We start from the raw sequence: 20423 nt of genomic DNA on the forward strand, positions 1-20423 counted from the left end.
GGCGAATCCTGTGTTTTCTGTGAGGAGATGATTTTTGGGGTAGAATGCTTAAAATATTTATAAAACCTTTTTAACAATTCAGCCCCGCATAACGGCACTATTCTGTTTCAAATAAGGATAAAAAATATGGAAAAAATCGCAGTGATTGGTTTGTCAAATCTGTTTCCTGAAGCGAAAACTCCTGAGGAATTCTGGAGCAATCTGATTGGACAGAAGGATTCCCGGACGGTTGCCACAGAAAGACAGATGGGAACGGATCCGACAGTTTTTTATAATGACAAAAAAAGTGTTCCCGACCGATATTACTGTCTCAAGGGTGGATATATCAATGATTTCAGTCTGGATTATGAAGATTTGAATCTGCCCTCTGAGCAAATTGCCGCACTGGATGATGTGTTCAAATGGTCGTTGTATGTGTCCAGAGAAGCATTGAAAGACAGCGGATATCTGGGAAAACGAACCGAACTGGCCAAAACAGGAATCATTCTGGCCAACCTGTCCTTTCCAACCAAATGGTCCAATCACCTGTTTTTTCCCATTTATCATTCCGCGTTGGAACATCACCTCAAACAATTGTTGAATGACCAGAATTTCAAACTGGAACGCTACCTGCCGGAAAGCCCGGTTTCCCCCTACAATGCCATGATTTCAGGCTATCCCGCCGCTGTCGCGGCTCAGGCACTGGATTTGGGAGGCATCAATTTTGGACTGGATGCCGCCTGTGCTTCGTCGTTGTATTCCGTCAAACTGGCCTGTGATTATCTGCTCACACACAAGGCGGATATGATGCTGGCTGGCGCAGTCAGTGCCGCGGATCCGTTTTTTGTCAATATGGGTTTTTCAATTTTTCAGGCTTATCCACAAAATCACCAGAGTCGCCCTCTTGATAAAAACTCCCAGGGATTGTTTGCCGGAGAAGGTGCGGGAATGCTGGTGCTAAAACGCTACAACGATGCCTTGAAAGATGGCGACCGGATCTATGCCACCATTCTCGGAGAAGGTGTTTCCAACGATGGCAAGGGACAGTTTGTGCTGAGCCCGAATCCCCGGGGGCAGATTCTGGCCTTTGAACGGGCGTATGCCGACGCCAAAGTGGAGCCTACAGTGATTGATTATGTGGAATGCCACGCCACTGGAACCCCTCTGGGTGACAAGGTGGAAATGGCTTCCATGGATACTTTTTTCGGACGCTATGGAGTTTCGCCGCTCATTGGCTCCGTCAAATCCAATCTGGGACATTTGCTGACAGCCGCGGGAATGCCCGGCATGTTGAAGGTGATTCTGAGCATGTCTGCCGGGGAAATTCCCCCCACCATCAACTTGACTGATCCCTTGAGTTCACCCAATCAGGTCATTCCTTCCAAAAATATTCCGACTCAACCGATCGCATGGCCTGGCAAGGAAAAGGATTCGATCAAACATGCCGGGGTGAGTGTGTTTGGTTTTGGCGGATGCAACGCACACCTGATTTTTGAACAGGAAACAGAAGAATCCTCAGGCAATTCAAGACAACTCCTGTTGTCAGATCCGCTCCCGGTTCGTGAACGCAAGCCGCTCGCACCGATGGCAATTATCGGCATGGAGGCATTCTTTGGTTCATGCCATGGGCTGGCGGCCTTTCACAAAACATTGTATGACGGCATTCAGCATTTCATTAACCTTCCAGAAAAACGCTGGAAAGGGATCGACCAGTTGGGGGATCTCCTGAAATCGTATGGACTGCCAGAAGGAAAACCCCCGATTGGCGCATATATTGACGAATTTGGAATTGATTTTTTACGTCATAAAATTCCGCCTGTGGCCAATGATCCACTCATTCCCCAGCAATTGCTGATGATCCATGTGGCGGATGAAGCCCTTAAAAACGCAGGGATGAAGGAAGGTGGGAATGTGGCTGTGCTGATTGCCATGGGCACTGAACTGGAATTGCATCAATTCCGGGGACGGGTGAACCTGGATGATCAGATTCCTCGAACATTAAAAAACTATCCCGGTTTGTCTGAAGAACAGAAACAACAACTTCTTGGTCTGTCCAAGGACAGCATCCACGACACCGCCCAGATCAACCAATACACCAGTTTTATCGGCAATATCATGGCCTCCCGCATTTCCTCACGCTGGGATTTCACGGGTCCGTCTTTCACGATTTCCGCAGAAGAAAATTCAGTATTCAAAGCACTGGAAGTCGCACAGATGCTACTGGATCTCGGTGAAATTGACGCCGCGGTGGTTGGTGCTGTGGATCTGGCGGGAAGCATTGAAAACGTGCTGATACGCAACCGGATTTCACCCGTGAATCAGGGCAGTGTGACCATGAGTTTTGACCGGCAATCCAGTGGCTGGAGTGTCGGCGAGGGCGCGGGCGCCGTGGTGCTGAAACGTGCGGACGCGGCCAGAAAAAATAACGACAGGATTTATGCTGAAATCCGCTCCATTGGTGTGAGTCATGGCCAAACCGCGGACTCTGTCCTCAAAGCGGCTCAAATGGCAATGCATGATGCCGGAGTGAAATCCGGAAATATTGAATATCTTGAACTGTATGCCAGTGGCTTTGGCGAAGAGAATCATCATGAAATTCAAGGTTTGCTGAAAGCCTATGAATCACAACCGACTCTGAACTGCGCTGTCGGCAGTGTGAAATCCAGCATTGGGCATACTTTCGCGGCATCAGGAATTGCCAGTTTGATCAAAACCGCCTTGTGTCTGCATCATCGTTTCATTCCCCAAACACCGGGATGGAACGCACCCAAAAAGCCGGAATTGTGGCAGAATGGTCCATTTTATGTCCCGGTAGAGTCCAAAACATGGTTTGTGGATAACGAGGATGAAACCCGGTTTGCCGCCATCAGTGGCCTTGGTCTCGATGGAACCTGTTCCCATCTGGTACTGTCGGAAGGTCCAAAATCCGTAGCTCATGCCGGACGTTACCTGGAATCATGCGCCGTGACCCTGTTGCCCTTGTGCGCTGAAGATGCCGGACATTTGAAACAGGCGTTACAAACTCTGCGGCAGGAACTGGCCTCTGAAAAACCTGTCCCGGAAATCGCCTGGGAACGATTTCTTATTTCACAGCAAACTCCTACAGCAGCATTTGCCGCGGCCGTGGTGGGGGAAAGCCGCGAAGAATTGATCCGGGAAATTGAAATGATGATCGGCGCACTGGATGAAACCGCCAGCAAACGGAAAAGCTGGACTTCACTGAAAGGCAGCACCGTCACTTTCAAGCCCTTGGGAAACACGGGCAAAGTCGCGTTTGTCTTTCCCGGCGGCTTCAATTCTTATCCGGGAGTTGGGAAAGATATTTTTCAATTGTTTCCTGAACTGCATGATCAGGTTTCCTCGCACACCACCCAACTCAGGCAGATGGTTGGCGAACGCTGGTTGAACCCGCGAACCATTGCCCGTATGAGCGATGCTGAACTCAAGCAGTATTCCATGGCCATGGTGGATGAAGCCATCATGATGTTTGAAAGCGGCATCACCTATGCCGTGATGTATACCGACATTATCCGTGAAATTTTTAAGGTGAAGCCTGACATGACCTTGGGTTACAGCATGGGCGAAGTGACCATGATGTATGCTTTCGGGGTTTGGGGACGGACCGATCAGATGAGTCAGACGCTCAAGACCTCGCCCGTATTTCAGACACGATTGGCCGGACCAATGGACACCGTGCGTGAAGCGTGGGGTATTTCACCAAACGATTATCCCGGAAATGATCATTCATTCTGGAAATGCTATACCCTGAAAACCCGGATTGAACGGGTCAGGGACGCCTTGAAAGATGAACCGAAAGTGTTTCCGATCATCATCAACACCGCTGAAGAAATCGTGATTGCAGGAGAAGACAAGGCCTGTGCCCGGGTTATACAGAAACTGGGCTGTGACGCGATGCTGGTGCCAATGAGTGATGTGATGCATTGTGAACTGGTGAATGCGGATCATGAAGCGTTGAGAACTCTGCACGACTGCGCTGTCGTTCACACTCCGGATGTAGCCTGTTATTCCGCTGTCGGCTTCAAACCCCTTTCACTCACCACCGGGGCCATTGCCCAAAACATCGCTGATTTGTATTGCACGCAAGTGGACTTCCCTCGTCTTGTGCAACAGACATGGCAGGATGGTGCCCGCATTTTCATTGAACTTGGTCCACGGGGAAGTTGCACCAAATGGATTGGCGAAACGCTGAAAGACCAGGAACATCTGGCGATAGAAATTGATCGCCGGGGAGTGAAGGAGGCTGTCAGTATTGTGCGTCTGCTGGCACGACTGTTCAGCCATCGAGTGCCGATGGATCTGTCCAGACTGTATCCGGAACCTCAAGCTGTGGCCAATCAAAAATCATTGATCCGACAGATCCCTTTGGGGGGAAGGTTGATGCAGTCAGTAGTTTTTAACGACGCCAATCTGGCATTGTTTGGCAAAAAACCGAAAGAGGTTCCTCCTGTCGCCATTACAACCGTAAAGTCGGACCAGACAGCAACACCTGCGAGTGTTCTTCAAACAGCAAATGCCACACCCAAACCCGAAATGACACGTCAGAAACCGATTCCGTCTCCGGCGCCTGCGTCCAAACCGATTTCTGTTCAATCTCAAATTTCAAAACCTGTGACCCCATCGGTAACCATGCCTAATGCACCTGTTCCTTCTGTAACAGCAATTCGTTCAGTATCCACGGTTCAACGCCCGGCAGAAACTGTGAATTCCGCTCATGTTCATGAACATTCCAGTGTCTACGAAAGCAATTTATCCACAGTAAGTTCGATGCACACCGCATTTCTGGAAACCCGACAACTGGGAATGCTGCAACTGGCAGAAATGATCAAACTTCAGGCTGTTTATCAGACTCTGCATCAGACAGGTTCAGCTATTACGTATCATGTTCCACATGCTGCGATATTGCCGGTGACTCCGGTCCCGTCAGTTCCTGCGCAAAAAATTTTCCAACAGGCACCCGCACCAACAAGAGAAAAACTCACCAGAACAGACGTGATCTGGGATCAGGAAGATCTGGTGGAATTTGCTGAAGGCAGGATCGGGAATGTGTTTGGTCCGGAATTTGACATCATTGATTCCTACCACCGCCGAGTCCGACTGCCTACCACTGATTATCTGCTGGTAACCCGTGTGACCAAACTGGATGCCAAACCCCATGTGTTTGAACCATCTTCATTGACAACCGAATATGACATTCCCCACGATGCTTGGTACTCCATTGATCATCAGATTCCCTGGGCAGTTTGCGTGGAGTCGGGCCAGTGCGACCTGTTGCTGATCAGCTATCTTGGCATCGACTTTGAGTGCAAGGGCGAACGGGTTTATCGTCTGCTGGACTGCACCCTGACTTTTACTGATGAATTGCCCAAAGATGGCGAAACCCTGCGATATGACATTAAAATCAATTCTTTTGCCCGGAATGGTGGAAACCTGCTGTTTTTCTTCAGTTATGAGTGTTTCGTGGAAAACAGACTGGTGCTGAAAATGGATGGCGGATGTGCTGGATTTTTCGATGATCAGGAACTGGAACGGGGCAAAGGCGTGATTCTGACCCAAAAAGAACTGGATGAAAAAAGCCGGATTCAAAAACAATATTTTGAACCGTTGATCCAATGCCCCAAAACATCCTTCAACAAGGATGAACTGCTACAAATCATTCATGGTGACCTGCTTGCCTGTTTTGGTGGCAATTATCAACAGCAGGGGAACAATCCATCGTTGCGGTTTGCCGCTGAAAAAATGCTGATGATCGAACAGATTGTTTCCATTGAACCCCATGGCGGCGCCTGGGGACTTGGATTGGTGATCGCAGACAAGGAACTGGATCCTGAACACTGGTATTTCCCCTGCCACTTCAAGGATGATCAGGTGATGGCCGGTTCCCTGATGGCTGAAGGTTGCGGACAACTCCTGCAATTTTTCATGCTCTATCTGGGTTTGCAAACTCTCACACAGGATGCCCGGTTCCAGCCCATTCCTGGTCTGCCCCAGAAAGTACGTTGCCGGGGACAGGTTTTGCCGCAGAAAGGTATTTTGCGCTATCGCATGGAAGTGACCGAAATCGGTCTGTCGCCAGTGCCCTATGCCAAAGCCAATGTGGATATTCTGCTGGGCGACAAAGTTGTCGTGGATTTCCGTGACCTTGGCATTCAGTTGACTGAAAAATCAGTCACTGATCCTGTGCCGGGAATGATTCGGTCCCAGGCCACTCAAATTCAGACAAGGCAACAGACACCCGCAAAACCGGAACTGTTCAATAAATATCAACTGATAGAATTCGCGACCGGCAAAATTTCAAACTGCTTTGGACCCGAATTTGCGATTTATGACAATCGGCAACCACCCCGAACGCCCAATGGTGATTTGCAGTTGATTGACCGTGTGCTGGAAGTGACCGGAGAACGACATAATTTCAAGGAACCTTCCGCTGTTGTTTCAGAATACGATGTCCCGGTTGACGCCTGGTATTTCAGGGGGAATTCCCATCCTTCATGGATGCCCTATTCGGTGATCATGGAAATTTCACTCCAACCCAACGGCTTCATTTCCGCATGGTCCGGAACCACACTGCTTTATCCGGAGGTGGATTTTTATTTCCGCAACCTGGATGGCAAGGGAAAACTGCTAAGGGATATTGATCTGCGAGGCAAAACCATCACCAACAAATCGAGACTGTTATCAACAGTTTCTTCTGGAAACACGATCATTCAGCAATTTGATTTTGAATTGCTCCATGACGACGATCCTTTTTATCAGGGAACCGCTGTGTTTGGCTATTTCACCAAAGACATGCTGGTCAATCAGGCTGGACTGGATGCCGGACGCAAAACAGTTCCCTGGCATGAACGGGAACAGATTGCGCCACACAGTATGGTGAAGGTGACATTGAAAAATATGGAATCGCCCTTGTTTCAGGCACCTGCCGGAAAACCCCATTACCGCCTGGCGGACTGGCAACTCAATTTTCTGGATGAAGTGCTGATTTCACCGCAGGGTGGAACCGCTGGCAAAGGATACATTCATGGTTTGAAAAATATTGATGTGTCAGACTGGTTTTTCCCGTGCCATTTCCATCAGGATCCTGTCATGCCCGGTTCTCTGGGTGTGGAGTCCATCCTCCAGGCAATGCAGGTATTCTGTCTGCAACAGGGCTTGGGATCATCGTTTCAGTCACCGCGTTTCACACACAGGCTTGACACCGTGTTCTGGAAATACCGTGGACAGATCATTCCGGCCAACCGCCAGATGACCATCGAAGTGAATATCACCGACATTCAGCAGACTGCGGATTGTGTGACCGTGATTGCCAGGGCGAACCTGATGAAAGACAACCTGCGGATTTATGAAATCACCGACATCGCCCTGTGTGTGGTGGAAGCATGATAAAAACGTAAGGATTGTTTATGCCCGAAGTTTACGAAATATTAACGGAAATTCAGAATCCCGCCCTTTATTTCGCACCGGTTATGATCAATGAAGAAACCGCCAGATTGATGATTCATCGAAATATTGATTGCTGATCATCCAAAAGGAAAACCATGGTTACAAGAGAATTGCTTAAATCAGAAATAGACAGGGTCAAAGATGAGCATTTGATTGCATTATACAATATCATCAAAGTTTTTGAATTACCGGAAGGGTCCATCTTGCCTGATTCAGGAATCAAGCCGAATGAGATTGAAACGACACAGTACCCGGACTGGCATCATTTTATAGAAACAAGTTATGGCTGTTTGCGGGATGACCCTATCGAACGTGCCTCCCAAGGCAACTATGAAACCAGGGAGACTATTGAATGAAGTATCTATTGGATACCAACACATGTATTCGTTTTTTGAATGGACGTTCTGAGCAAATCAAAATGCGAATTGAGGGTTTAACTCCCGATGAAATCCTGCTTTGTTCTATTGTTAAAGCAGAGTTGTTTTATGGAGCATTGAAGAGCCAGTATCCTGAAAAAAATCTTGCCAGGCAGCTTCAATTTGTAAATCGTTTTTTATCTCTATCCTTTAATGATACCGCAGCAGATGCGTATAGTCACATTAGAACCCAATTGGAAAAAAAGGGCACCCCAATCGGACCAAATGATTTGATAATCGCATCAATTGCCGTTGCCAATAAACTGATTCTTGTCTCCCATAACACGAAAGAGTTTTCCAGAATTCCAGACCTGATGCTCGAAGATTGGGAGCTGTAGTCAGCACGTAGATATGCCTATTTATTGATCAACCCTCAGACAGGAACGTTATGAATCCTACAAATTTTACACCAGTTCAATTCACAAGTCGGTCATCAACGCCTCATTTCGGGTGGCGTGTGCCGGAAAGTACAGTTGAGTTCGATGCGGGCTCCATCAAGGCGTTGTTGCTTGATTCTTCCAATCCCTGTTATCTGGTGTCAGTCAATGGTCAGTTTGGCATCAGCCAGCAGGCATTCACAGTAGCCGAATTTCCAGATGGCATATCGGTAGAGGCGTATGTTCCAGCGATTCCTGTCGATCAACTGGGGGATGCGGGTTTCCTCCACACTCACGGAACCCGATATGCCTTTTATGCCGGAGCGATGGCCAACGGAATTGCTTCAGCAAAAATGGTGATCGCACTCGGACAGCACGGTTTTCTGGGGAGTTTTGGTGCGGCTGGTTTGGTGCCAGCCACTATTGAAAAAGCGATTCATGCCATTCAAACCGCACTGCCGAACGGGCCTTATGCATTCAATCTGATCCACAGTCCCAGTGAACCCGCTCTGGAACGGGGTGCCGTGGAACTTTATCTGAAACATGGGGTTCATACCGTGGAAGCCTCCGCGTTTCTGGATTTGACACCATCGATCGTGTATTACCGTGTGTCGGGACTGGCAGAAACTCAGGAAGGGCACATTCAGGTGAATAACAAGGTGATTGCCAAAATTTCAAGAGGCGAAGTGGCCTCCAAATTCATGCACCCTGCCCCGGAAAAAATACTGTCACAACTGGTTCAGCAAGGAATGATCAGCGAACGCCAGGCTCAACTGGCCCAATATATTCCTATGGCTGATGACATCACGGTAGAAGCGGATTCAGGAGGACACACGGACAATCGACCGTTGGTTTCTTTGTTGCCATCCATCCTTTCATTACGAGATGACCTGCAGGCGCAGTTGGGGTATGCGACACCAGTCCGTGTTGGCGCAGGTGGGGGCATTGGCACTCCGATGGCCGCTTTGGGGGCGTTCATGATGGGTGCGGCGTATATTGTGACTGGTTCTGTCAATCAGGCCTGTGTTGAGGCCGGAGCATCAGAACACACCCGCAAATTGCTGGCTCAGGCGGATATGGCCGATGTGACCATGGCTCCGGCCGCGGATATGTTTGAGATGGGCGTGAAACTGCAAGTGTTGAAACGGGGAACGTTGTTTGCGATGCGTGCGCAGAAACTCTATGAACTTTACATGGCGTATAATTCCATAGAAGAAATTCCAGCCGCGGAACGTGAAAAAATTGAAAAACAGATTTTCCGGCAAAGTCTGGATCAAGTCTGGCAAACCACGGTTTCGTATTTTTCTGAACGTGACCCTCAGCAGATCGAACGGGCAAAGGATAATCCCAAACGCAAAATGGCTCTGATTTTTCGCTGGTATCTTGGTCTATCTTCCCGCTGGTCCAATTCAGGTGAACCCGGCCGGGAAATGGATTATCAAATCTGGAGCGGTCCGGCCATGGGGGCGTTCAACGCCTGGACCCATAATTCCTATCTGGCAGACTATACCCAGCGTCATGTTGTCGATGTGAACTGGCATATTCTTTCCGGAAGCGCCTATCTCTACCGCATCCAGCAACTTCAGCTCCAGGGGGCGACATTTTCACCTGAACTGACCCGCTATATTCCTTATCAATAGATTCCCTCCTCATCCTTGTGATTCAAGCTGGTCGCTGTCGCTTGAATTTGGAAGTGGTGAATGGGTAACGAGCGACTCATGGACTCCTTACCCATTCAAACTGTAACATGGAAAATGAATGGTGCCGAAAAAACTGATACAGACTCAATTTTTTAAACTTGCTATTCTGTTTTGATTCAATCTAAAAGTTGCCAACGCTTAATTCAAAATAAGCAAAAATTAACAAAACTTACCATAACGATGGCAATACTCACCCCGCTCAAACAGGATATTTATGGTTTCACCGGCTACTCGTATTTCTCAAACAGAAACAGTTGATCTTCAAACTCAGATGGAAAAAAATCAATTTCCAGCACTGATAACTCCACCCGTTGAATCAGGCTGGAACCAATTCCGACGCTGGTTTGGGAAAGGTGTTTCCTGGAGCATAAGCGCCTTGAACGGACTCATTGGCGATTATATGCATGAACAAAAAAATGAACTGACCGTGACCATGGGGTTTTATCTTCATCACCAGCATATTCCAATGACCGGGGAATCCTTGAACAACTATTCTGAGGCCCCGTCTTCAAGGATATGCGTATTGATTCATGGCTTGTCCTGCAATGAAGATCCATGGCAGTTTTCGGATGGTTCCGGGGATGATTACGCCAAATTACTTCAACGGGACTCAGGCTATACGCCGTTTTATTTGCGCTATAATTCCGGACTTCATATTTCCCACAATGGTGAGAATTTGTCAGCCTTGCTGGATCAACTTCACAGGAATTATCCAGTAGACCTTGAGGAGATTGTATTGATCGGGCACAGCATGGGAGGATTAGTCGCACGGAGTGCCTGTCATTATGGCTGTGAAAAACAGCAGGAATGGACTCAGAAAATTAAAAAAATATTAGTCCTTGGATCGCCCCATCAAGGCGCGCCACTGGAACAGGTAGTGAATGTCACGACCCATATTCTGGATGCCATTCCAACGGTTTATTCCCGTTTGGCCAGTGATTTTTTTAAAATCCGCAGTGCGGGCATCAAAGACTTGCGGTTTGGTTATATTACCCACGAAGATTGGGATGGACATCATCCGGATACTTTATTAAAAAACACTAAAACAAAGCCTCGTCTTCCTGAAAACATTGAACTGTATGTGATTTACGGGGTTATTCATGAAACACGAGAACATCTGATCAATGAATGGTTTGGGGATGGCATGGTACTGAAAAGAAGTGCCCAGGGAAGATCGTCAAACAAAGAGCATTGTCTGGGTATTCCAGAAGAAAGAATTCATGGATTTCCGGGAAAGGGACATCTCACCCTGATGAACTCCAGGGAAGTTTATGAAGTGATCCATCAATGGTGTACCCGTGACCTGGAGACCTCCAGTGGTGTCATGGACAACAACGGGAGTGCTTCACCGAAAACTGTGCCACCCATAGAATTAAAACCTGAAATGTTAAAAGGCGCTGTCAAACTCCTGAACACTGGCATTGAGCAAGGCATTCAGGCCTTTGAAAAAGTCCATGCGTCTATTGCACGAACTCCTTATGAAATATTATCCATGATTCCGGTCGTAGGAATTGTTTCTGAGGTCGTCAGAGAGATCAATAAACATTCTTTCCAACAAACCTGTCAGCGAATTCGAGATGTGAACAATATAGCGAATGAGTTTGTACAGCAAATCTGATAAAAGCATAAAACAGAATCGTATATGGCAGAGACACATACCCCGAAAAAAATACACCATGGGTGCTTGATCGGAGCCTTTGATTTATTCAATGCATGGCATGAGATGACCCTGCAAATTGTGGGAAATCAATGTGAGCATCTGGATATCCTGATCACCGATGCCAATTCTGACACAGTGTGGTCTGGTGATATTCGAGCAGAAATGATTGCGGCGACTCATTATGTGGAACATGCGGGTTTGGTTTCCGCAACCGGAGTCACACCTGATGTTGACGTTTTTTTTGCGTGTAAAGATCAGGATTTATCTGCAATCAATTTACCGGCGAATATCCCTGTTGTTTTGCTGGATGTTTCAATGACAGAGAGCGAAGCCAGTCGATTGTTGAAAACGAGAATTGAAAGTGGCGCATGGTCACACTATCCCGAGGAAAAACAATGTTCAGGGAAAATAATTCAGGAACATGAACTTGCCTCCAGGGTGTCTGAATGGAAACAGAATTCGCTTCAAATCGTTACAACCAACGGGAGTTTTGATTTATTGCATCCGGGTCATGTGCGCTATCTTCAGGAGGCTCGTAGTCATGGGAATTTATTGATCATCATGGTCAATGACGATGCCTCTATTCGTGATAGAAAGGGAAATCAACGACCAGTTTTTTTACAACGGGAACGCATGGAGGCATTATCCATGTTACGTTGTGTGGACTGGGTTGTACCATTTCATGGAGACAATCCCTTGTACATGATTGACCGGATTGCGCCCGCCGTTCATGTGAAGGGGGGCAGTTTTGAACCTGAACGCATCGCCCGGGAAAAACAGCTTGTTGAATCAAAAGGTGGAAAATTGATCACTCTGGAGTTGATTGGGGAGTTCTCCTCGAGTCATCTGATTCAGAATGTGCGGGCGATGTCCAAAATTTAACCTTGTTTCACCAGCAATGATGTTTTTTTAAGCAGAAGATTGAAAGTATCAACCGGGAATTCGTGATAAATCGCTGGACTCAGGAGGCAAATTCAGTGGCACAGGAATTGCTGATTTAAGATTAGCCTTGAATCTTGATCAACCTCACCCAATATTTGCGTGAACTCAATTCATTCAATACCTCATTTTTGAGGAAATTACGCACACAAGGAGAATCCAATGAAAAAAGTTGAAGCGATTATCAAGCCCTTTAAATTAGATGAAGTGAAAGATGGCCTTGCTGCTATTGGCATTAAAGGCTTAACTATTTCCGAAGTAAAAGGTTTTGGACGTCAGAAAGGGCACACCGAATTATACCGTGGAGCAGAATATGAGATTGATTTTCTCCCCAAAATTAAGGTAGAAGTGGTGGTCAATGATGATAAGACACAAGAAGTAATTGATGTGATTCAGCAAAAATCAAAAACAGGAAAAATCGGGGATGGTAAAATCTTTGTATATGATCTCGAAAAAGTGGTTCGAATCCGAACTGGCGAGATGGACGATAACGCAATCTGAGCCATTCAGGAGGGAAGATGATTGATTCTCTTCCCTCTAATGAACGATTTTCTGTTCTCAAGACCCTCGCGGAAATCAGCAGGATCATCACGTCATCCCATGATGCCTATGAAACTCTTGCGCTGACAGCAAGGATGATTGCGGAACGCATGCATGTGGACGCATGCTCCATTTATATCTTTGATGCTGACGACAGTGCACTCACCCTCAAAGCCACTTATGGTCTGAGCCAGGACTCGGTGGATTCAGTTAAAATTCTGCCGGAAGAAGGTCTGGTTGGACTTGTCCTTGAACTTTCCGAACCAGTGCAAGTGGCGGAAATGCGGCTCCATCCGCGTTTCAAATATTTTTCACAAACTCGTGAAGAACAATTTTCTTCTTTTCTGGGGGTTCCACTCATTGAACATCGAAAAGGTATCGGTGTGCTGGTGGTCCACACCATTGACTGTCGTAATTTCACAGAAGAAGAAGAGCATATTCTGGTAACGATCGCGTCCCAGATTGTGGGGTTGATCTCAAAAGCCATCCTGATTAAAAAACTGGATTTATCGACAGACTTCTCCCGGCAAAGTTCCAATCCCTATCGCAAGGAAACATCTCAGGTCAAAGGCACACCTATCGCTTCCGGCTTTGCACTGGGCAAAGCCATTGTTCTACAGGAAGCAACTCTGGAAGAGCCGGTGTATCAGGCAACACAGCCCGTTGCCAAAGAACTCAAGGACTTCAATGATGCTTTAGAACGCACAATCACTGATATCCTGCAGTTGATTGACAAGGTTTCAGAATATCTAACGCCAGAAGAAGCCTCAATTCTTCATGTCCACTTGCTGTTTCTCGAAGATCGGGGATTTCAGGAAAAAATATTACGGAACATTGAGCTGGGAGCCTCTGCGGCGTGGTCGATTTATCATATCGTACAAGAACATCTCAGGGCGTTTGATGCCATTGATGATCCATACCTTAAAGAAAAAGGTGCAGATCTCAAGGACGTTGGCTATCGTCTGCTCTATCAAATTGGTCATGCGCCTTCCACAATCACAGAAAAAGAAGGGATACTGATCAGCAGACAATTGCTGCCAAGTGATGTGGCCCGCCTGGATACAAGCAAAATCAAGGGTCTTGTCATGTCCTCCGGTGGGGTGGTGTCTCATGCGGCAATCCTGGCGAGATCATTGCTGATTCCAGCAATATGTGTTTCAGACAATGTCCTGCTTGAAATCAAGGAAGGTGAGCAATTAGCGCTGGATGGCAAGAGTGGTATCATTGTCATCAATCCGGGCGGTGAAGAAATCACGACCTTTCAACGCCTTCTGCTGGAACAACAACGATACAATGAATACCTGGAAAAATTCAGGGAACTTCCTTGCCAGACCAAGGATGGAATCAGGATTACCGTGATGGCCAATGTGGGACTCCAGAATGATTGCCAGTTGCTGGACCATTATGGTGCTGAAGGAATCGGATTGTACCGTAGCGAAATCTATTTTCTTTCGCTCGATAGTTACCCCAGCATTCCACAACAGGTTGAAACCTATCAGAAAGTATTGCAGAGCATCGGTCCCGAACAGTCACTGATTTTTAGAACTCTTGATCTGGGCGCCGACAAATCAGCGCCTTACATGGGATTTGCTGACGAAGAAAACCCGTTTCTCGGGTTTCGTGCATTGAGGCGGCAACTTCAAAATCCTGAAATTCTCAAACAGCAAATCAAGGCCTTGTTGTTGACCGTGGGTTCCAGAAAAAATATATGTCTGTTGTTTCCCATGATCACAGATTTGAGAGAATTGCAGGAAGCCAAACAGATCTATCAGGATTGCCGAAACGAACTTAGAAATGAAAACTATGAACCGGGCGAATTAAAAATTGGTATGATGTTTGAGGTACCCGGAGCCATTCTTCAAAGTGAATGGTTCATGCCGGAAATTGATTTCTGCTCCATTGGTAGTAATGACCTCACCCAGTATGTCCTGGCCGTGGATCGGAATAACCCGCTCATTTCGCATTTATATGACCCGCTCCATCCCTCTGTTTTAAAAATGATGTATCAACTCATCCAGATGGCACAGAAGTTTAATATTCCCATTGAAATTTGTGGAGAAATGGCTTCAGATCCCGATGGCTGTGTGATTCTTGTCGGAATGGGACTGACACTTCTCAGCATGAACGCTCCGTTGATTCCAACCATCAAAGCCCGGTTATCTGCCGTTACCCTGGAAGACGCTCGAGGATTAGCCAGACAAGCCATGGATTCATCACATCCTCAGGATGTCCGACGCATGATCAATGACTATTTCGAAACACACACTGTGTCCTGACATGCTGCCAATTCTGCATTTGATTTATGGCAATCAGCAGTTACTGGTTGATGAAACCACAGAAAATCTGACAAAACAACTGTTGGAACAACGAGACCGTCAGGATGCTCTTGAGCGGTTTGACGCGATAGAACTGCTCAAGGATAATTCTCAGGGAGTTACGCTGGATCAGTTTCAGACATCCTGTGAAACTTTGCCGTTTCTGACAGATTTAAAAGTCATCAGACTGGATCACTGTGAAGTCCTCGCTACCTCCGCAAAGCCTGGCAACGGCAAGGAAGGGCGGTTGCTCCATGTTCTCCTGAATTCTATACGATCGCCCCATCCAGCTTTCAGGTATCTGCTCACCAGCTCAGCCATGAGCGATAAAAATCTGAATTCTCTGTTGCTTAAAGAAGTCAAAAAAAATGGCAAAGTGATCAAATTTGTGGCTTACGAGGATTCAACTCCGGTCGATTGGTTGCTGAAACGTGCCTCACAAAAAAACTTGCCGTTATCCCGTGGAATGGCTGAATTGCTGATTGAACTCGTTGGTAATGATTTGAATGATCTGGATCAGGAGATGGAAAAACTATCTCTGATGAATATCTCCAGGAGCACATTGACAGAACAATTTCTTCTGGACCATGTTCAGGGTTATAAGCATTTTTCTGTCTTCAGGATCATTCAGGCCTTGTCACTGAAACAAATTGTTCCAGCGCTGGAAACCCTTGAACAGGTGATGATGGAGTCCGCCAAAGATTATGTGAAGCTGTTTGTGTTGATTCATCAGCAATTTCGTAAACTTCTCATGATTCACTATCTCAAACGCAGACAAGCTCCTGAGGATGAAATACTGGGATCTCTGGGTATGCATCCTTTTCTGGGGCGTCAGGTGGTCGCGCAAGCCAGAAATTTTAAAACACATGAACTCGAACAGATTTATCATCGACTTGGAACCATGGATCTCCCCTTCAAGTATCATCCCCATCTGGCGCAGACAATGCTTCAGGATCTGTTTCAATCTATTTGTCTATCATCCTGATATCCGTTTTATCAGATCAGAATCTTTTAAATTTTTATAAGGAATCACATGACACTGGCTCTGTTTGATCTGGATAACACACTTCTGGAAGGCGATAGCGAAGTATTTTGGATGGAATATTTGTTGAATATGGGAATGGTCCATAACAGATCGCTGGATCAGATGAACGCATATCACAAGCAATACGAAGAAGGAACATTGAATATCCGTGAATACCAGTCCTTTGTTCTGGCACCTCTGGCAAAATATGACATCACTATCCTTGAAGCCCACCGAACCAAATTTCTATCTGAAAAAATATGGCACAGGATCAGAAAGTGGATGTTACCACGACTGGAATGGCATCGAAACCAACAACATACCCTGTTGCTTATCACGGCTACCAATGATTTCATCACGACACCCATCGCGAATTATCTGGAAATACCGCATTTGCTGGCCAGCCAGGCTGAAATTATCAAGGGCAGTTTCACAGGCAAGATCAGTGGGATCCCCTGTTTCAGGGATGGGAAGGTGGCAAAACTGAAAGAATGGTTGTCTTTGCATGACGAGGATACCTCGGGAAGTTGGTTTTACAGCGATTCCCGGAATGATATTCCTTTACTGCAGGAAGTTGCACACCCTGTTGCCGTCACACCAGATCCATTGCTGAAAGATTTTGCTGAAAAACAGGAGTGGATGATCATGGAAATGCCGTCAACCTAAAAGGCATGACAAATGTTTGCCAGCTCTGTATTTTTCAGCTTTCGAAAGGGAAATATGAGGAATCTCATAAAAACTGAAATTAATAATTCAAGAGGCTTGACTTCTAAAATCAAGGACGTTAGAAGCTTGGCAGTCCTTCAGGGACCGTAAGCCCCAGCAATTCAGGAATGATGGGTTCAGCATCTTCTTGAATTTAACAACTCGATGAGTCAACTTGTGAGAGATTTTGAATAGAACGGGTAAAGTTTTTCACAAGAAATTTTAAAAATTATTATTAATAGGAAAAACACATGACTAAGGCAGAATTAGTGGCAGCAATTGCAGACAATGCAGAACGAACCAAAGCAGATGCAGAACGATTTCTCAACGCAACCATCAAAGCGATTGAAGACGCTTTGGCCAAAGGTGAAACCATTCCCCTGATTGGTTTTGGAACTTTCTCTGTTTCCGAGCGTCCAGCACGAATTGGAAGAAATCCACGAACCAAAGAAGAATTGAAAATCCCTGCATCCAAATCTGTCAAATTCAAAGTTGGCAGCAAATTGAAAGATGCCGTAAACAAGTAATTATGCAGATGGGAGGGGTAAAAAACCTCCCATTTTCTTTGAGGCCTACCCTGACGAATCCCCTTCAACCGCCTGGCACAACATAGAACTGGAGATGTGGTTTCTTAACTTCATTGACTAAACGATGAGCCTCCCTTGACACACCTCATTTGAGGTGAACAAAAAGCTTGTCATGCCCGATTTTATCATGTAACAAATCCAGCTTCACACGTTTAATTATTTCCAGAAATTATATTTTTATCAGGATAATGAGTTATGAAACGGACATTTCAGCCCAACAATCATCGACGAAAAATGAAACATGGTTTCCGCGCCAGAATGTCAACCCCCGGTGGCCGTTTGGTGATTAACCGCCGTCGAGCCAAAGGAAGAAAACGGTTGTCTGTCTGATCGTGAAGTCTTTTGGTTTTCCCAAAAACATTCGCTTAAGCCGTCAGAACGAAATACAGGCCATTTGGGAAAATGGTCTGTATTGCCGTAAAGGCATCTTGGGTGCCAAATATTTAAAGAATGATTTGGGCTACAACCGGTATTTGATTTCTATCAAAAAAAAAGTCGGCTCCGCTCCAGTGCGGAATCTGCTAAAACGGTTGATTCGTGAAGCAATACGGTTAACCCAGGTGAAATTTCAGGGTGGTTTTGACATCTGCCTGTTTATCACCCGGCCTCCTCAGTATTCAGTCACTTTTGCCACCATTCAGAAAAGCATCCTGTATTTATTTCAACAGATGGAACAGGGACACGCTTCATCATGAAAGAACTTCCCGATGAATTCAAAGGGGATCATCCGACTCATATTCTCACGATTCTCCGGGAGAAAATACTCCTCGGTATTTTATGGTTGATTCGAGGATATCAATATTTGATTTCTCCTTTTTTGCCTCCTTCTTGCCGTTTTTATCCCTCCTGTTCGCATTATGCTTTGGAAGCATATCATCGGCATGGAATTTTTTATGGCTCCTGGCTGAGTCTTCAACGCATACTCAAATGTCATCCGTTTCATCCCGGGGGTCTTGATCCGGTTCCCGAAAAGCATTTTCACACTTCAGAGAATACCCATTGACGCTTTATGGAAACAAAAACATTTCTCGCAATATTTATTTCATTTGTAATCCTGGCAGGATGGTCGTTGCTATTCCCGCCGACACCACCGGAAATCACCTCTCAACCAGCCCTTGAAACAGTCATCACTTCTCAGGAAGAGACAACTGACATGCCTTCTTCTTTGACTTCGGCACCCGAATCACCAATGGAAGCCGAATTTACTGAAATAAAGACTGACCTCAAGCCCCTGTTGATTCCCGTCGAAAATATTCAGTTTCGCTATATGGTGAATACACGTGGTGGAATTCTGGAAAATATTCAGTTGAAACAGTATCAGCACAAAAAAGAACACCTGAGTCTGGTTCGATGGCTTCCGCTTCTCAGCTTTGTGCTGGGGAAGGATAGTCCCCATGAAACCAATGACAATCTCGTTGAATTACTGAACAACAGTCTTGAAAATGAACGTGCCATGACAATGGAATTTGAAGATGCGCCAGAACTGACAAAATTATTCAGCAGGGTCGTTTACGCCGCGAATGTTGAAAGGTTGGATGTTGTTGCTGGAATTGACAACAAACTGGTTCTTACATCCCCCGTTATCAAGGGACTTCAGGTCATCAAAACATTCCAGTTCAATGCGGAATCGTATGTGATGAATTATTCCTTTCAAGTGATCAACCGGTCCGCTACTGAACAATCCCTTAAAATCAGACAGATATTTGGCGAAGGCAAAGTTCCTGACGCTGCGACAAGTAATGCACATACGGGAGCCGTTTATTATGTGGATGATAGCATTGAAACTGAATCAAGTTCAGATCTTGAACAGGAAATGCAGATTCCCGTTATGAAATGGTTGGGACTTGAAGACCATTATTTTATCAGGGCAGTCGCTCCACAAACGCCTGTCCGGTTTGGTTATTTTCATGCGAAATCCGTCTTTGGCCCCAATGGTAAGGAAGAGGTTCCCTATTTCGGGGTGCGTTTACCGAATGTGGATTTGATGCCCAATAAACAGATTGAAGCCCGGTTTGAAATTTTTGCCGGCCCCAAGGAAGAGCAGGCCATGGCCGTCTTTGGTCGAAAGCTTGAGGGGTCCATGAATATGACCCTGGCCAGCATTGCACAACCATTGCTGGCACTGTTACGCTGGATTTATGGCTATGTCGGAAATTATGGGGTTGCAATTATTATTCTGACTGTGATTGTGCGGCTGGTTTTGTTTCCGCTGACTTTCAAGGGCATGAAATCCATGAAAAAAATGCAGCAACTTCAACCCAAGATGAAACGGTTGCAGGAAAAATATAAAAATAACAAGGAAAAGCTGAACTTGGAGATGCTGGAGATGTATCGGAAACATAAGGTCAATCCCTTGGGAGGATGCCTTCCGTTGGTCTTGCAGATTCCGATTTTTTTCGGGTTGTACAGTGCGTTATCCAGTGCGATTGAATTGCGACACGCTCCTTTTATTTTCTGGCTCAATGATCTGTCTGCCAGAGATGGGTTGGCCATTACACCGTTGCTGATGGGGATAACCATGTTTTTTCAGCAAAAAATGACACCCACCACCATGATGGATCCGACCCAGGCCAAAATGATGCAAATGTTGCCGATAATCTTTACATTTTTTACATTTTCTTTTCCATCAGGTCTGGTCATTTACTGGATCACAAGCAACATCCTGTCCATTGGTCAACAATATCTGATCAACAACATTAAAACCCCTGAAATGGAATGAC

Annotated in this window: 15 protein-coding genes; all 15 read left to right on the plus strand. The window is 46.1% G+C overall.

All coding sequences use genetic code 11. The features are described from left to right. Positions 1–126 precede the first annotated feature (126 nt). Positions 127–7380, plus strand: coding sequence for a hypothetical protein (locus tag HQM11_10760; protein ID MBF0351503.1), 7254 nt, complete (start codon positions 127–129; stop codon positions 7378–7380). Positions 7381–7535: 155 nt separating this feature from the next. Continuing rightward, complete coding sequence (locus HQM11_10765; GenBank protein MBF0351504.1) at positions 7536–7796, plus strand: hypothetical protein; 261 nt, start codon at positions 7536–7538, stop codon at positions 7794–7796. Further along, positions 7793–8194, plus strand: a complete 402-nt coding sequence (locus tag HQM11_10770; GenBank protein ID MBF0351505.1) for a type II toxin-antitoxin system VapC family toxin — start codon at positions 7793–7795, stop codon at positions 8192–8194. Before HQM11_10765 ends, HQM11_10770 begins: the two co-directional genes overlap by 4 nt. A gap of 50 nt (positions 8195–8244) precedes the next feature. Then, the gene (locus tag HQM11_10775; GenBank protein ID MBF0351506.1) at positions 8245–9873 is read left to right on the plus strand and encodes a PfaD family polyunsaturated fatty acid/polyketide biosynthesis protein; all 1629 of its coding nucleotides are present in this window, start codon (positions 8245–8247) and stop codon (positions 9871–9873) included. A 274-nt stretch (positions 9874–10147) separates the two neighbouring features. After that, a complete protein-coding gene (locus HQM11_10780) occupies positions 10148–11551 on the plus strand; it encodes an alpha/beta fold hydrolase (protein MBF0351507.1) in 1404 nt (467 codons plus the stop codon). A 24-nt stretch (positions 11552–11575) separates the two neighbouring features. Further along, on the plus strand, positions 11576–12475 hold the full coding sequence (locus HQM11_10785; protein MBF0351508.1) for an adenylyltransferase/cytidyltransferase family protein: 900 nt from the start codon (positions 11576–11578) through the stop codon (positions 12473–12475). Positions 12476–12694: 219 nt separating this feature from the next. After that, positions 12695–13033 (plus strand): P-II family nitrogen regulator, encoded by a 339-nt coding sequence (locus tag HQM11_10790; protein ID MBF0351509.1) that lies wholly within the window; start codon positions 12695–12697, stop codon positions 13031–13033. Between the two features lie 17 nt (positions 13034–13050). Then, positions 13051–15348, plus strand: coding sequence for a phosphoenolpyruvate--protein phosphotransferase (ptsP, locus tag HQM11_10795; GenBank protein ID MBF0351510.1), 2298 nt, complete (start codon positions 13051–13053; stop codon positions 15346–15348). After that, a complete protein-coding gene (gene holA, locus HQM11_10800) occupies positions 15317–16372 on the plus strand; it encodes a DNA polymerase III subunit delta (protein MBF0351511.1) in 1056 nt (351 codons plus the stop codon). Before ptsP ends, holA begins: the two co-directional genes overlap by 32 nt. A 48-nt stretch (positions 16373–16420) precedes the next feature. Next, positions 16421–17077, plus strand: a complete 657-nt coding sequence (locus HQM11_10805; protein MBF0351512.1) for an HAD family hydrolase — start codon at positions 16421–16423, stop codon at positions 17075–17077. 290 nt (positions 17078–17367) lie between these two features. Continuing rightward, a complete protein-coding gene (locus HQM11_10810) occupies positions 17368–17643 on the plus strand; it encodes an HU family DNA-binding protein (GenBank protein ID MBF0351513.1) in 276 nt (91 codons plus the stop codon). A 255-nt stretch (positions 17644–17898) separates the two neighbouring features. Continuing rightward, entirely contained in the window at positions 17899–18033 is a 135-nt protein-coding gene (gene rpmH / locus HQM11_10815; protein ID MBF0351514.1) for a 50S ribosomal protein L34, read from the plus strand. Between the two features lie 2 nt (positions 18034–18035). Further along, positions 18036–18398, plus strand: coding sequence for a ribonuclease P protein component (rnpA, locus tag HQM11_10820; GenBank protein ID MBF0351515.1), 363 nt, complete (start codon positions 18036–18038; stop codon positions 18396–18398). Continuing rightward, positions 18395–18706 carry a membrane protein insertion efficiency factor YidD gene (gene yidD / locus HQM11_10825; GenBank protein MBF0351516.1) on the plus strand — a complete coding sequence of 104 codons (312 nt, stop codon included), beginning with the start codon at positions 18395–18397 and terminating at the stop codon, positions 18704–18706. Before rnpA ends, yidD begins: the two co-directional genes overlap by 4 nt. Before the next feature lie 6 nt (positions 18707–18712). Next, entirely contained in the window at positions 18713–20422 is a 1710-nt protein-coding gene (gene yidC, locus HQM11_10830) for a membrane protein insertase YidC (protein MBF0351517.1), read from the plus strand. Position 20423 lies beyond the last annotated feature (1 nt).

It is taken from the genome of SAR324 cluster bacterium, assembly GCA_015232315.1.
Classification (GTDB): domain Bacteria; phylum SAR324; class SAR324; order SAR324; family NAC60-12; genus JADFZZ01.